The sequence below is a fragment of the Paraburkholderia tropica genome (assembly GCF_900109265.1).
Taxonomy (GTDB): Bacteria; Pseudomonadota; Gammaproteobacteria; order Burkholderiales; family Burkholderiaceae; genus Paraburkholderia; species Paraburkholderia tropica.
On sequence record NZ_FNZM01000014.1, the window covers coordinates 39,011 to 54,152 of the forward strand.

General features: G+C 67.7%; 12 protein-coding genes. 9 read left to right on the forward strand and 3 right to left on the reverse strand.

Features of this window, described 5'->3' with window-relative positions; all coding sequences use genetic code 11:
- Positions 1–149: 149 nt before the first annotated feature.
- Positions 150–1,694 (forward strand): RNA polymerase factor sigma-54, encoded by a 1,545-nt coding sequence (locus BMY06_RS23440; RefSeq protein ID WP_074985619.1) that lies wholly within the window; start codon positions 150–152, stop codon positions 1,692–1,694.
- A 157-nt stretch (positions 1,695–1,851) separates the two neighbouring features.
- The gene (locus BMY06_RS23445; RefSeq protein WP_074985621.1) at positions 1,852–2,502 is read left to right on the forward strand and encodes a TetR/AcrR family transcriptional regulator; all 651 of its coding nucleotides are present in this window, start codon (positions 1,852–1,854) and stop codon (positions 2,500–2,502) included.
- Between the two features lie 24 nt (positions 2,503–2,526).
- Here BMY06_RS23445 and BMY06_RS23450 read toward each other — a convergent pair whose 3' ends face one another.
- The gene (locus BMY06_RS23450) at positions 2,527–3,381 is read right to left on the reverse strand and encodes a DUF72 domain-containing protein (protein ID WP_074985622.1); all 855 of its coding nucleotides are present in this window, start codon (positions 3,379–3,381) and stop codon (positions 2,527–2,529) included.
- 167 nt (positions 3,382–3,548) lie between these two features.
- Here BMY06_RS23450 and BMY06_RS23455 point away from each other — a divergent pair, with 167 nt between their 5' ends.
- Positions 3,549–3,944: a transposase gene (locus BMY06_RS23455; RefSeq protein WP_065057554.1), complete on the forward strand. Its 396-nt coding sequence runs from the start codon at positions 3,549–3,551 to the stop codon at positions 3,942–3,944.
- Positions 3,945–3,983: 39 nt separating this feature from the next.
- Here BMY06_RS23455 and BMY06_RS23460 read toward each other — a convergent pair whose 3' ends face one another.
- Complete coding sequence (locus BMY06_RS23460) at positions 3,984–5,681, reverse strand: bifunctional aminoglycoside phosphotransferase/ATP-binding protein (protein ID WP_074985624.1); 1,698 nt, start codon at positions 5,679–5,681, stop codon at positions 3,984–3,986.
- Between the two features lie 289 nt (positions 5,682–5,970).
- On the opposite strand from BMY06_RS23460, the gene BMY06_RS23465 reads away from it, so the two are divergent.
- Positions 5,971–6,942: an acetyltransferase gene (locus BMY06_RS23465; protein ID WP_065057535.1), complete on the forward strand. Its 972-nt coding sequence runs from the start codon at positions 5,971–5,973 to the stop codon at positions 6,940–6,942.
- Positions 6,943–6,972: 30 nt separating this feature from the next.
- On the opposite strand, the gene BMY06_RS23470 is transcribed toward BMY06_RS23465, so the two are convergent.
- A complete protein-coding gene (locus BMY06_RS23470) occupies positions 6,973–9,408 on the reverse strand; it encodes a phosphoketolase family protein (RefSeq protein WP_074985625.1) in 2,436 nt (811 codons plus the stop codon).
- 409 nt (positions 9,409–9,817) lie between these two features.
- Between BMY06_RS23470 and BMY06_RS23475 the strand changes: the two genes are divergently transcribed.
- The 5 genes from BMY06_RS23475 to BMY06_RS23495 all read left to right on the forward strand — a co-directional run bounded on the left by BMY06_RS23475 (position 9,818) and on the right by BMY06_RS23495 (position 14,995).
- A complete protein-coding gene (locus BMY06_RS23475; protein WP_074985627.1) occupies positions 9,818–10,804 on the forward strand; it encodes a zinc-dependent alcohol dehydrogenase family protein in 987 nt (328 codons plus the stop codon).
- 150 nt (positions 10,805–10,954) lie between these two features.
- Positions 10,955–11,416, forward strand: coding sequence for a universal stress protein (locus BMY06_RS23480; RefSeq protein WP_074985781.1), 462 nt, complete (start codon positions 10,955–10,957; stop codon positions 11,414–11,416).
- Between the two features lie 408 nt (positions 11,417–11,824).
- Complete coding sequence (locus tag BMY06_RS23485) at positions 11,825–12,391, forward strand: hypothetical protein (RefSeq protein ID WP_074985628.1); 567 nt, start codon at positions 11,825–11,827, stop codon at positions 12,389–12,391.
- Positions 12,381–13,127 (forward strand): acetoacetyl-CoA reductase, encoded by a 747-nt coding sequence (gene phbB / locus BMY06_RS23490; protein WP_074985630.1) that lies wholly within the window; start codon positions 12,381–12,383, stop codon positions 13,125–13,127. Before BMY06_RS23485 ends, phbB begins: the two co-directional genes overlap by 11 nt.
- A complete protein-coding gene (locus BMY06_RS23495; RefSeq protein WP_074985631.1) occupies positions 13,124–14,995 on the forward strand; it encodes a PHA/PHB synthase family protein in 1,872 nt (623 codons plus the stop codon). The genes phbB and BMY06_RS23495 overlap by 4 nt, the downstream gene beginning before the upstream one ends.
- Positions 14,996–15,142: the final 147 nt, after the last annotated feature.

Genomic DNA, 15,142 nt, shown 5'->3' on the forward strand with positions numbered 1-15,142 from the left:
GTAAAAACGTCGGTGGCGCACTCGAATTTGTCCGTTGATTTGCGCTGTCGCAAGACGTGATCCCGTTTGAAAACAAGCTCTTGTAATAACTGGCATGGGTGTTGCATCAGGAAGGCCAACGCTCAACTCATTTCAAGAACGGGACCGCCATGCCTTCCATCGCGTTACAAACGCGCCAGCATCTGGCGCTGACGCCGCGCCTCCAGCAGGCTGTGCGTCTGCTGCAGCTCTCGTCGCTCGAATTCCAGCAGGAACTGCGTGAAGCGCTCGACACCAATCCGTTCCTCGAATACGTTCCGCCCGCGACGGAAACCGGCGAAGCCGCCGAGGCCGCCGACGGCGCGGCGGGCATCGGCGCCGCTGCCGATGCGCCCACGGCCGTGGCCGAGATGCCCGAGGGCGGCATGGACGGCGGCATGGAAGCCGCGATGCCGCAAGACGCATCGAGCTATAACGACGAACCCGCCAGCTATGGCGACGACAACTCCGGCTATCCGGACGACGGCGGCGCGTATTCCGCCGACATGCCGTCGACGGGCGCCATGCGCACCTCGTCGAATTACCGCGGCTCGGAAGATGGCGACTCCGACGCCTCCGACTGGGTGCGCGTGCCGCTCTCGCTGCGCGAGCAACTGCATGACTCGCTGCGTCTGTCGCCGCTCGACGACCTCGACCGCGCCGCGGCGCAGATTGTCATCGAAGCGCTCGACGACGACGGCTATCTGCGTCAGGAGCTGTCCGAACTGACCGATTTCGAAGATATCGGCGAAGCGCTCGACGAAGACCGCCTGCGCGTGGCGCTGCGCGTCGTGCAGACGCTCGACCGGCCCGGCATCGGCGCGCGTTCGTTGTCCGAATGTCTGTCGCTGCAACTCGAGGCAATGCCCGAGGACACGCCGCATCGCGATCTCGCGCTCCAGATCGTCACGCAGCATCTCGAACGCCTCGCGCGCCGCGAAAACGGCGAGCTGCAACGTCAGCTCGGCTGCGATGCGCAGGCACTCCAGGCCGCGACCGCGCTGGTGCGCCGCCTCGATCCGAAGCCGGGCAACCACTACGGACGCGCCGACGGCGGCTACGTGGTGCCGGACGTGATCGTGCGTCAGGTGCGCGGCAAGTGGGTCGTGAGCGTGAATCCGGCAATCGAACCGCGCGCGCGCATCCACAAGCTCTATGCCGAAATGTTCGCGCGTTCCGATCAGACGAGCCGTTCGCCGCTCGCCCAGCAATTGCAGGAAGCGCGCTGGCTGATCCGCAATGCGCACAAGCGCTGCGAGACGATTCTGCGCGTGGGCGAATGTATCGTCGCGCGTCAGAAGGCGTTCTTCCAGTACGGTGAAATCGCGCTGCGTCCGATGCTGCTGCGCGATGTCGCCGACGAACTCGGCCTGCACGAATCCACGGTTTCGCGCGCCACGGGCAACAAGTACATGGCCACGCCGCGCGGCATTTTCGAATTCAAGCGTTTCTTCCCGCGCGAGCTGGAAACGCGCACGGGCGGCACGTGCTCGGCGGCGGCGGTGCGCGCGCTGATCAAGGAAATGATCGATGCGGAAAATCCGAAGGATCCGCTGTCGGACGTCGTGCTGACGCAGGAACTCGAAAAGCAGGGCGTGCAGGTGGCGCGCCGCACCGTGACCAAGTATCGGCAGATGATGAAGCTGCCTGCGGCGGAAATGCGTCGGCAGATTTAAGCGGCATTCGGATCGAACGATCTCGATACAGCGGCGGCGGAGCGATCCGCCGCCGCTTTTTTTTGCGTGCAGGGTGGGGCGGCAAGACATCGACGCGCCTGGTTAGAATGCGAGCGAATGCTCAGTTTTCAACGCTCGCGCTGATTTGCCGACCACCATGACCACCACGCCACGCGGCGGCGCACGTCGTCGCCCCACGCCGCTCGACGCGCGCAAGCTGCCGCGGCAGCGCCGCTCGGCCGCAACCGTCGACGCGATTCTCGAAGGCGCCGCACGCCTGCTCGAAACGCGCGGACCCGGCGGCTACACGACCAACGCCATCGCCGAGCGTGCGGGCGTGAGCGTCGGCTCGCTCTATCAATACTTTCCGAACCGCGACGCACTCACGGCCGCGTTGATCGACCGCGAGAGCGTCCCGTTGCTCGCGGCGCTGGAACGCGCGGGCGAGTCGTCGAGTTGCGAGACGGCCATGCGCGAACTGATTCGCGCATCGGTCGCGCATCAGATGCGGCGGCCCGTGCTCGCACGCGTGCTCGATTTCGAGGAAGAGCGCCTGCCGCTCGGCGAGCGCGATGCGCGCGTGCGCGAGCGCCTGCACGCCACGCTGATGTACGCGTTCGCGCTGCCCGACGCGCCGCGTTTGCCGGATCCTCGCACGGCCGCGCACGACGTCTATGCGATCGTGCGCGGCATGGTCGATGCCGCAGGCGCGCGCGGCGAAACCGACGCCGCCGCGCTCGAAGCACGCGCGACGCATGCGGTGGTGGGCTATCTGTCGTGCTTGGAGCGCGCGGGTGAGACCTTGTGACGCCGGACGTTGAGCGACGCGGTCTCAGGCGTTCGCGCCGCGTTCGCGCAGCCGCTCGATGAGCGCAATCGCGGCGGCCGGGTTGTGCGCCTTGTGGCCGCTGATCACGTAGAGAAACACGTCGCGGCCTGTTTTCGCCTTGAGCGGTTTCGCGTAGGTGTCGAGATCGTCGGGCGTCTCGCCTTGTGCCCACGCGATCGCGCGATCGGCCCAGCGGTCGAGGTCGGCGTTCGCGTAGCCGTGCCGATGTTTCGCCTGCGTGCCCATGATGCGCGCGTAGACGAAGGGCGCGCTTGCATCGGCGATCTGCGGATAGTCGGAATCGCCCGACATCACGATCGCCGCGTTGCGGCTGCGTGCGAGCGCGACGAACTCCGGCGTGCAGAAACTCTCGTGCCGCACTTCGAGCGCGTTCCGCAGCGGACGGCCTTCGACCTGCGCGGGCAGCAGTTCGAGAAAGCGCGCGTAGTCGTCCGGCTCGAAGCGTTTGGTCGGCATCAACTGCCAGTTGATCGGGCCGAGTTTGTCGCCGAGTTCGAGCAGGCCGCCCGTCAGAAAGCGCTCGATCGACGCGCCGGCTTCCGCAAGCACGCGCCGGTTCATGGCGAAGCGCGGGCCTTTGAGTGCGAATACGAAGTCGTCGGGCGTTTCGTCGCGCCAGCGCGCGAAGCTCGTGGGACGCTGCGCGCCGTAGTACGTCGAATTGATTTCCAGCGAGGTCAGGTGGCGGCTCGCGTAGTCGAGTTCGAGGCGTTGCGCGAGTCCGTCCGGATAGAACGTGCCGCGCCACGGCGCGAAGATCCATCCGCCGATACCGACGCGGATGCGTCCCGTTTTCTTGCGCGCGGTCGCGCGGGCTGTCGCAGGGGAACGTGTCATGAATTCGTCCGTTTTCGATTGCCGGCAGCGGCGATTTGGCGCGCCCGCCGCAGGGCCGATTGACTGGCAGATTTTCGGAGCGTTTTAGGCATAGTCCGATATTTTCTGGGATGGAGTGAGGCTAATTTAGTCGGTGTGTGTCAGACAAACCTCACTTGGAATATCAGATGCAGTCTCGTCCTACTTCAGAGCTGACCGACGCGCAATGGCGCAGCGTCGAGCCGCTCTTTCATGAAATCCGCTCCAGCGGTCCGCGTCGCGGCCGTCCCGCGCATAGCTCGCGCGCCGTGTTCGAAGGCATCGTCTGGGTGCTCACCACCGGTTCCGTCTGGGCGAAGATGCCCGAGTGCTACCCCGACTTCCGCACCTGCCATCGCCGCTTCAAGCTCTGGTTCGACGCGGGCCTCGTGCAACAGGCCATGTCGCATCTTTACGGCGAAGAAGGCCTCGCGATGTGTGCGGCCATGAGCGCGCGCATGCAACCATGGCGCGCGCCGGCCGGGCGCAAGGCGCCGCGGTTTCCGCTAGCCTTTTCGCTGCGTTGGCCGGTCGCGCGCACGTGATGCGACGGGGCGGCCGTCGTCCACTGGCCGTCGCCTGTCTCAGGCGGACGATGAGTCCGCTGCCGCGTTCACGCGCGCCCACAGCGGCGCCCACCACGCCGTGTCGCTGAACGCTTCGATCGGCACGTCCGTATCGAGTTGCACCGTCATGCGCCGTTCCTCTGCGTCGAGCGCTTCGGCACTGGCCATCTGCGCGGTGAGCACCGCTTCACCCGCATCGGACGGATCGCGCGGCCCGGCGGCGCGCGCTTTCACGCGTTCCTTCAGCCGCGCCGCGTCGGCGTGAAAATCGAGAATCAGCATCGGCACGTTCATGCGCCGCGCCAGCTCCGCGAAGCGCTTGCGATTGGCCGACTGCAGGAAGGTCGCGTCGATCAACACCGTATAGCCTGCGTCGAGCACCTCCGCGGCCAGCGCGATCAGCCGCGCGTAGTGCGCATCGATGGCTTCACGCGTATAGGCTTGCGGCGGCAGCGCGCCCAGCGTGGGGGCGTCCAGCACATGGGCGCGTTTGCGCTCAATATCGCTTGAAATGCGGATCGCGCCGCTCAGCGCCGCGAACTCGCGGCTCGCGACCGATTTTCCCGACCCCGACAACCCGTGGCAAAGCAGCAGCCAGGGCGGGCGTCGATCGCTCGCTTCGCGCGCCGCGAGCTGGAGATAGCGCTGCCCGGGTTGGGCTGATGGGGCAGACGTGGCGTGTGCCGCATCGTCGGCGGGCGGCGTCTTCAGATGCGCCACGAGCGCCCGCACCAGCGCGCGATAGACGACGTAGAGCCGCAGCGCGGCAAGGCCGCCGAAGTCGCCGGTCGCATCGAGATAGCGCGTGAGCAGGCGATTCGCGAGATCGTCGCGGCCATGCGCGCGCAGGTCCATGACGAGAAAAGCCAGGTCGCTGGCGATGTCGATCCAGCGCAGCGCCTCGCTGAACTCGATGCAATCGAACAGCAGCGCGCGACGCCCTTGCCGCACGATATTGTCGAGATGCAGGTCGCCGTGGCAGGCGCGCACGAATCCGCCGGCGCGGCGCGCGTCGAGCCGCGGGGCGACGCGGGCGAGGCTGGCTTCGCACCACGTGCGCAACCCGGCGTCGCGCACGAAAGCCGCGCTGCGCACGTCGCGTTCGAGCGGCGCGAGCGCGTCGAACACCTGCTGGCCGAGCAGCGCCGCCGATCCATAAGGCGTGCCGCGTCCACCGCGAACCGGAGCCGCACGCCGCGCCGCGCGATGACAGACGGCAAGCGCGTGCGCGGCGGCATCGATATCGGCCGACCCGAGCACGCCGGCCGCGAGCCGCTGCGAAAACAGCGCGTGCTGGTCGAAGCGCCGCATGCGCACGGCGTAATCGATCACGCCGTCGCGCGTCCCTCGACGCGCCGCGCGCTTCAGTGCGACACCGCGCGCCAGCGGCACGACTGCCTGAACGTCGCGATAAATCGGTCCCGCGAAGGGCCGGTTGAGGCGGATTTCGGCCTCGCAGCAGCGCCGCCGCGCGTCGAGCGTCGTGAAATCGACGAAACCGAAGTTCACCGGCTTCATGAGCTTGTACGCGTAGCGCCCCGCCAGATAGACCACGGAAATATGCGTTTCGATGCGCACGATGCTGCCCGCCGGATGCGCATAGGTGTGCGCGCGTCGCAGCGCTTTGTCGAGCGCGTGGCCGTGGCGGCGCGCGGCGCGCAGGCGGTTCTGGACGTGGAGCGGGGCGCGAGGGCTGGGGCGGCGGGCTTCGGGCATCGATGGCGGGTGGATCCGGTCGGTGGCAGGGAAGGGTTGCGTAGCGCGTGGTCGAGCGCTATCCGGCATTCGGGCATTCGAGCATACCCCGCGACGGGTGCCGCCCGTACGCCGGCCGCGCGGCGCCGCCTCGCGTGCGCGCCTGTGTCGCGTTCCGATGACCGCACCGGATCGGCATCCGCGCGACTGAGCGAATCAGCCCGCGCGGGCGTCAGGCTTGGGCGACCTTTGCGGGATTGGCCGCCAGTGCGCGATACTGTGGGGCTCAACGCAACGGATTATTCGGCACATGGCGCATTTCGATGTATTCAACGGCGACGCGGACGGCATTTGCGCGCTGCATCAGCTTCGACTCGCCCGGCCGCGCGAGGCCACGCTGGTCACCGGGGTGAAGCGCGACATCGCACTCGTCAAGCGAGTGGAAGCGCACGAGGGCGACTCGCTCACGGTGCTCGACATCTCGTTCGACACCAACCGCGAAGCGGTCAACGCCTTGCTGCACAAGGGCGTGCACGTCGAGTACTTCGACCACCATCACGCCGGCGACCTGCCGGCCAACGTGAATCTGATCGCCCATATCGACACCACCGCGCAGGTCTGCACGAGCGTGCTGGTCGACCGTCATCTGGGCGGCCGCTATCGTCCGTGGGCGATCGCGGCGGCGTTCGGCGACAATCTGCCCGCCACGGCGCAGGCGCTCGCGCGCGAGTCCGGCCTCACGGAGGCGCAGACGGAGCAGCTCCGCGAACTCGGCGAATCGCTCAATTACAACGCTTATGGCGACAGCGTCGACGATCTCTTCATCGCGCCCGCCGCGCTTTACGAGGCGATCAAGCCTTACGCCGATCCGTTCGAGTTCATCGCCTCGGCGCCGCTGATGCAGCGTCTGTCGGCCTGCCGTCGCGACGACCTCGAACTGGCCCAGGAGATCACGCCGCTGGTCGCGTTCCAGTACGGCAGCGTCTGCGTGCTGCCCGACGAACCGTGGGCGCGGCGCGTGCGCGGCGTGTTCGCAAACGTGCTCGCGCTCGAGGAGCCGTCGTGCGCGCACGCGGTGCTCAGCGTGAACGCCGACGGCAACTATGCCGCGAGCGTGCGCGCGCCGATCGAGCGTCCGCGTGGCGCCGACGAACTGTGCCGCGCGTTCCCCGGCGGCAACGGCCGGGTCGGCGCGGCGGGCATCGACTGCCTCGCCTCGGACAAGCTCGACCAGTTCTGCACCGCGTTTGCGCGCGTGTTCGGCGGCGTCAAAACCCGCTGAATCGCGCGCGTTTGAGCCTCAGGTCGGGTTTCAGGTCGCGCCGCCCGGCTGCGGCGTGCGCGAGCGCGACCAGCGCCAGTTCTTGATCTCGGGCATGTCGTCGCCGTATTCGTCCACGTAGCGGCGGTGCTCCGCAAGCTTGTCGTGCAGCGTCTGCCGCAGGTGCGCTGCGCGCTGCGCGAGGCCTTCCACGCGGTCGATCACTGCTTCGCAAAGGTGGAAACGGTCGAGCCGGTTCACCACCGTCATGTCGAACGGCGTGGTCGTCGTGCCTTCCTCGATAAAGCCGTGCACGTGAATATTCGCGTGATTCACGCGCCGGTAGGTGAGGCGGTGAATCAGCGACGGATAGCTGTGATGCGCGAAGATCACGGGCCGGCTCACGGTGAACAGCGCGTTGAAATCGGCGTCCGACAGACCGTGCGGATGGCGGTCGGCCGGTTCGAGCGTCATCAGATCCACCACGTTCACGACGCGTATTTTCAGATCGGGCAGCCAGCCGCGCAGCAGATCGACGGCCGCGAGCGTCTCCAGCGTCGGCACGTCGCCCGCGCAGGCCATCACCACGTCGGGCTCGCCGCCTTCGTCGTTGCTCGCCCATTGCCAGATGCCGATGCCGTCCGCGCAATGGCGGATCGCCGCATCCATATCGAGCCACTGCGCCTGCGGCTGCTTGCCCGCCACGATAATGTTGATGCGGTTCCAGGTGCGCAGCACGTGATCGGTCACGGCGAGCAGCGTGTTGGCGTCGGGCGGCAAATAGACGCGCACCGTGTCCGCCTTCTTGTTCACCGCGTAGTCGATGAAACCCGGGTCCTGATGGCTGAAGCCGTTATGGTCCTGACGCCACACATGCGACGTGAGCAGGTAATTGAGCGAGGGCAGCGGCCGCCGCCACGGAATCTCGCGGATGACCTTCAGCCACTTCGCGTGCTGGTTGAACATCGAATCGATGATGTGAATAAACGCCTCGTAGCACGACATGAAGCCGTGCCGGCCCGTCAGCAGATAGCCTTCGAGCCAGCCCTGGCAGGTGTGCTCGGAGAGGATTTCCATCACGCGTCCGTCCTGCGCGAGCTGCACGTCGTCGGGCGTGGTGTCGGCGAGCCATGTGCGCGACGTCACGTCGAAGACGTCGGACCAGCGGTTCGAAGCGGTTTCGTCGGGGCCGAAGATGCGGAAGTTGCGCGTCGGCAAATTCACGCGCATCACTTCGCGCAGGAACGCGCCCATCACGCGCGTGGCTTCGGCGTCGACCTGGCCCGGCGAGGGCACCTCCACGGCGTGGCGCTCGAACGCGGGCACGCGCAGTTCGCGCACGCGTCCGCCGCCGTTCGAACGCGGATTCGCGCTCATGCGCCGTTCGCCGCGCGGCGAGAGCGCGGCAATCTCGGGCGCGAGGTGGCCGTGCTCGTCGAACAGTTCCTCGGGCCGATAGCTGCGCATCCAGCTTTCGAGCAGCGCCAGATGACCTGGCTTGGCGATGTTCGCGAGCGGCACCTGATGCGCGCGCCACGAACCTTCGGTCTTGAGTCCGTCGACAGTCTTCGGGCCGGTCCAGCCCTTGGGGGTCCGTAGCACGATCATCGGCCAGCGCGGCCGTTCGATCGCCGCCTGGGGATCGGTTTCGGCCTGCGCCCGCGCGGCTTGCTGAATGCGCGCGATCTCGTCGAACACGGTGTCGAACGCAGCAGCCATCAAGCGATGTCCCTCGACCGGATCCTCGGTTTCGACGAACACGGGCTCGTAGCCGTAGCCGCGCATCAGCGAAGCGAGTTCTTCGTCGCCGATGCGCGCGAGCACGGTCGGCCCCGCGATCTTGAAGCCGTTCAGATGCAGGATGGGCAGCACCGCGCCGTCCGTCACCGGATTGAGGAACTTGTTCGAGTGCCAGGCGGTGGCGAGCGGACCGGTCTCGGCCTCGCCGTCGCCGATCACGCAGGCGACGATCAGGTCGGGATTGTCGAACACCGCGCCGTACGCATGCGACAGCGCGTAACCGAGTTCGCCGCCTTCGTGGATCGAGCCGGGCGTCTGCGGCGCAACGTGACTCGGAATGCCGCCCGGAAAGCTGAACTGCTTGAACAGCACGCCCATGCCTTCTTCGTCCTGCGGCACGTTCGGCCAGGTCTCGCTATAAGTGCCTTCGAGCCAGGTGTTGGCGACCACGGCCGGGCCGCCGTGTCCCGGCCCCGCGAGAAAGAGCAGATCGAGATCGCGCTCGTTGATGACGCGGTTCAGATGCGTGTAGAGAAAATTCAGGCCGGGCGTGGTGCCCCAGTGGCCGAGCAGGCGCGGCTTCACGTGCGTGAGTTGCAGCGGTTCGCGCAGCAGCGGATTGGCGAGCAGATAAATCTGGCCGACCGAGAGATAGTTCGCCGCGCGCCACCAGGCGTCCATAAGCTGCAACTGATCGTCGGAAAGCGTCGGGCGGGAAGACGGCGTGATGGGCGTGATGGGGCTCATGCGTGCTCCTGTGGCGCGCGGTGGCGCGGCATGGGACGGATCGGCGCGCGAGGGTGCTCGCGCGCGAGAAGACTGGTTTGCGGATGCCGCGACACAGGCACAGCGCCGCGCGGGCGGTCGGCCGGCGGTCGAGTGCCAGGCTTGGGCGTGGCGTCGCGGCTCGCGCTATGGTGCCACGTTCGATGGAAGCGCTTTCGCTGAGTGTGCGTTCGGAGTGCATTGACTGTGCGTGCGGCGTGCATCCGGCGTGCATCCGGAGCGCACTGCGGCGGACGCGCTCATCGCGGCGCGCGTGCCGAGCGCGTAACATGATCGATGCGTCCCCGTTCGCGAAGTGCGGCGCACGGCTCTCCCGACGCGATCCCGCCACACACGGCACCCTGCAAGGCGCAAGGCCAGGAGGACGACGATGCGAGCGATGTTGTTCGACGGCACGAGTCCGCGATTGCGCGAAGTGGATCTGCCCGATCCGACACCGCGCGCGGGAGAATTGCTGATCGACGTGGAAGCCTGCGGCGTGTGCCGCACCGATCTCCATGTGGTCGACGGCGACCTGACGCACCCGAAGCGGCCCGTGGTTCCGGGCCATGAAATCGTCGGCACGGTGGCGGCGCTCGGCGAGGGCGTGACGGGCTTCGCGCCCGGCGACCGCGTGGGCGTGCCGTGGCTCGGCCACACCTGCGGCCACTGCCGTTTCTGTCTGCGCGGCCGCGAAAATCTCTGCGACGCGCCCGGTTTCACCGGCTACACGATCGACGGCGGCTACGCCGAACGCACGGTCGCCGACGCGCACTACTGCTTCCATTTGCCGCGCCAGTACAGCAGCGTCGCGGCGGCGCCGCTGCTTTGCGCGGGGCTCATCGGCTATCGCACGCTCGTGCTGGCCGGCGATGCCGACTGCATCGGCATCTACGGATTCGGCGCGGCGGCGCATATCGTCGCCCAGCTTGCGCGTTATCAGGGCCGCACGGTCTACGCGTTCACGCGCCCCGGCGACACGGCCGCGCAGGACTTCGCGCGGCGGCTCGGCGCGGCGTGGGCCGGCGGCAGCGACGAAACGCCGCCCGCGCCGCTCGACGCCGCCTTGCTGTTCGCGCCGGTCGGCGCGCTCGTGCCCGCCGCACTGCGCGCGGTGACGAAGGGCGGCACGGTCGTCTGCGGCGGCATTCACATGAGCGACATTCCGTCGTTTCCGTACGCATGGCTCTGGGAGGAACGGCGCATCGTTTCGGTCGCGAACCTCACGCGCGACGACGGCACGGCCTTCATCGCGATCGCCGCGCGTCACACGCTCGACATCGAGACCACGACGTACCCGCTCGCGCGCGCGAACGAGGCGCTCGCCGATCTGCGCGAGGGGCGGCTAACGGGCGCGGCGGTCTTGACGATGCGTTGAGCGGCGCGCAATCGTCCCCATGTGGACAGTGCGGGCCGAGCGCGCAAAAGCGCCAGAGCAGCGAGCAGGCCGGTCGGCGGACAGATTTTCGGTTGCGCGAACGGGATGAGCCGTTCGCCGCGGATCATGGGCGAAGCCCGGGAGGTCACGATGTACAAGCAGATTCTGGTGGCGGTCGACGGCAGCCGCAGCGGCCGCCGTGCGCTGGACGAGGCGATCAAGATCGCGCAGGCGACGGGCGGCGCGATCACCGCGTTGTATGTGGTGCAGCATCCGGCGCGTCTCGTCGATATCAGCACGGGTTTTGCGGAAGAACAGACGCGCCATGCCGCCGAAGCCGATGTCGCGACCGAGGCGCTCGACGAAGCGAAAACCGCGCTCGCCGACGCCGGCGTGAACGGCAGCACGCGTGCGGCCGATTCGAACGGCGAGGAGGTCGCGGCGGTGATCTACCGCATCGCGGCGGAGGAGGACGCCGATCTCGTCGTCATGGGCACGCGCGGGCTGTCGGGCGTGAAGCGGATCCTGCTAGGCAGCGTCGCCGAGAGTTTTCTGCGCACGGCGGATCGTCCCGTCATGCTCGTGCGCAACGAGGACCCGCACGCGGCGTGAGCCGGAAAAGCCGCCGATCGGTGCGGACCGTGCGCGACGATCTGTCGCAAAAATGACGCTCGCGCCTGACTGGTGATGCGTTTTGACGTAGTTGACATCCCAAAATATGACGTCGATCAGTCGTGTCGACGTCATGTGGCGCGCGGACGCGGGGCTTCGTGCCTATGATGTGGGTTCGATCCCGTCGGCTCCGAAATAGGCCGTAGTCCGAACGATTGCTTCGCGGCGCCGCTCACGGCGGTTTGTTGCGATGCAGCGGTCGGCAGCACGCCGCCGCGAGTGGACGGGACCGCGCTCGTCGCGATTGCGCTTGTGCAGCGCAATGCGCGACGTCGCTCACATTCCGCCCGGCGTTCAGCCGGATCACGCACTTTCCGCACTCGCCGCACTCTTGTGAGGACCTCGATCATGACCCAGGCTTCCCATCCCTCGTTCGATGCGTGGCGCACCAATGCGTCCGCCGCGCTGCAACTGCTCGTGCATCAACAGCAATGGCGCGAGCAGATGCTCAAGCTCTGGCAGCGCCGCCTCGAACGCGACCGACATGCGCTCGATGGCACGCTCGAGTCGCTGCATGGCGCACAGGACTGGAGCGATTTCTCGGCGGCGGCGCAAACGGTCTGGCGCGACTATCTGAGTGCGAGCGCGGCGCTCTGGCAGGAGGGCGTGACCACGTCGATGCAGAACGCGGGCGCATGGAGCGACGCCGCGCGCGACATGGCGCAGCACTGGCAGACTTCGCTCGAAGTCTTGCAGCGCGGCGCGGCGGTGCCGAAAAACGGCGCGGCCTTGCCGATGCGCGAGTGGATGGCGGCGTTCGAGCGCGCGATGACCGGCGCGGCGGCGCAGGCGGCAGGCGTCGCGAACACGATGGCGCAGGCGGCGAACGCTGCCACGGCCAGTCCGGCCGCGGACGGCGCGCGCACGTCGAAAAAGCAGGAAGCCGGCGCCGACGGAGGCCAGCATGGACGCTGAGCGCATCGCTTTCGTCACCGGCGGCATGGGCGGGCTGGGTGCCGCGATCAGCCGCAGCCTCGCCGCGGCGGGCTTCAAGGTCGCCGTGTCGTGCTCGAAGGGCAACGACCACGTGGCCGCGTGGCTCGACGCGGAGCGCGCGGCGGGCCGCGCGTTCGAACACTACACGATGGACGTCGCCGATCACGACGACTGCGCGCGCACGGCGGAGCGCGTGCTCGCGGACCTGGGCCGCATCGACGTGCTCGTGAACAACGCGGGCATCACCTGCGACCGCAGTTTCGTGAAGATGACGAAAGCCGACTGGGACTGCGTGCTGCGCACCGATCTCGACGCGCTCTTCAACGTTACGAAACCCTATCTGCCGGGCATGCTCGAACGCGGCTACGGGCGCATCGTCAACGTGGGTTCCGTGAACGGTTCGCGCGGCGCGTTCGGGCAGACCAACTACGCGGCCGCGAAGGCGGGGCTGCACGGCTTCACGAAATCGCTCGCGCTCGAAGTGGCGAAGAAGGGCGTGACGGTGAACACGGTGTCGCCCGGTTATCTCGCCACGCAGATGGTCGCGGCCGTGCCGGAAGATGTGATGAAGACGCGCATCCTGCCGCAGATTCCGGTCGGCCGTCTCGGGCGGCCCGAGGAAGTGGCAGCGCTGGTCGCATTCCTCTGTTCCGACGACGCGGCGTTCATCACGGGCGCCGATATCGCCATCAACGGCGGGATGCACATGCAATGAAGCCGACGAGGACGCGCAGCGCGCTCGCTCAACCGCGTCCGCCGCTCAGCGGCGCCGAGGGCGGCACAGGGCGCGAGACCGCCGGTGCGACGGCGCCGCGCGCGAAGGGCGTGGACGCGCCGCCGCCGCCGCTTGCGCCGGATTGGCGCGATCCGCTCGATCAGGCCGCGCGCGCCGCGCTGACGTTGCAGGCGAGCGGGTTGTCGCCCGTGTCGGCGTCGCTGGCGTGGCTCGACTGGAGCACGCATCTGGCGAGCGCCCCCGCCACCTGCTTCGCGCTGACTACGCGTGCGTGGTCCGACGCGCTGGCCGCGTGGGGCGCGGCGTGGCCCGGCGCGGCTTCCTCGACGCAAGACCCGCCGCCGGGCGCGTCCGCCGATGCGCGATTCGCCGCGCCCGCGTGGTCGGCCTGGCCGTACAGCGCGTGGCGCGACGGTTATCTGCGCACGCAGTCGTGGTGGCGCGAAGCGACCGAGACCGTCGCCGGCGTCGATCCCCATCGCGCCGATCTCGTGCGCTTCATGGTGCGGCTCTGGCTCGACGCAGCGTCGCCGGGCAATTTCGCGGCGACCAATCCCGTGGTGCTCGATGCGGCGCGTGCGAGCGGCGGCGCGAATTTCGTCGCGGGCTACCGGCACTGGCTCGAAGACTGCGCCGCGCAGGCGCGCCGCGCGGCAGGCGGGCCGCCCGAGCCGCTTGCGTTCGTACCGGGCCGCGACGTGGCCGTGACGCCCGGCAAGGTCGTCTGGCGCAACGCGCTCTGCGAGCTGCTGCAATACGCGCCCACGACGCCAGACGTCGCGCGCGAGCCCGTGTTCATCGTGCCGTCGTGGATCATGAAGTACTACGTGCTCGACCTGCAACCGCACAATTCGCTGGTGCGTTTTCTCGTCGATCAGGGCTTCACGGTGTTCATGCTCTCGTGGCACAACCCGTCGCCGGCCGAGCGCGACTGGCATCTCGACGACTATCTGAACGCGGTATTCGAAGCCCTCGCGGCCGCCCGCGCGCGTTGCGGCGACGCCCCCGCGCATGCGGTCGGCTATTGTCTCGGCGGCACGCTGCTCGCGATCGCCGCGGCGGCGCTCGGTCGAGAGCCGCAAGCGGTGAACGGCAGCGCGCCGATGCAAGCGGACGCGCTGCGCACGGTATCGCTGCTCGCCGCGCAAACCGATTTCCGCGCGCCGGGGGAACTGCGTTTCTTTATCGGCGAGAGCGAGCTAGCGGCGCTCGATGCGCTGATGGCGCGCCAGGGTTGTCTCGAAGGCGAGCAGATGGCCGCGACGTTCCAGTTGCTCAATTCGCGCGATCTCGTCTGGTCGCGTGCGGTCAACGAGTATCTGCTCGGCCAGCGCTCGAAACCCAACGACCTGATGTCGTGGAACGCCGATACCACGCGCATGCCGTACCGCATGCACAGCGAGTACCTGCGCCGTCTCTATCTGCACAACGATCTGGCGCAAGGGCGTTACCGCGTGAACGGCCATGCCGTGTCGCTCGCCGATATCGCGCAGCCGATGTTCATGGTGGGCACCGAGCGCGATCATGTTTCTCCGTGGCGGTCGGTTTATCAGTTGCTGCATATGACGCGCAATCCGGCGACGTTCGTGCTGACTTCGGGCGGGCATAACGCGGGCATCGTTTCGGAACCGGGGCATCCGCGGCGTCACTATCGCTGTGGGAATCGCGAGGCGGGCGCGCCGTGGCAGCCGCCGCAATCCTTCTTCGACGAGACGCCGCCGGTCGAGGGTTCATGGTGGCCGCGCTTCGCACAATGGCTGCACGCGCAGTCGAGCGAAAAAATTTCTGCACGCGGGCTTGAAGAGGGTCTTGTAAACGCGCCAGGCGTCTATATCTTCGAGCGGTAGGCGCGATCGCAGGGGAACAGAGGCCAAGCCGGGCTTGGTCATCCTCGCGTATTGCTAAGGAGTCCGTTCAATTGATGTGCGTGAAAAATCACGCCACGCAAGTGCGGACAGCCAAATCATTCTTCAAGTGATCTTCAAGGAGCCAGT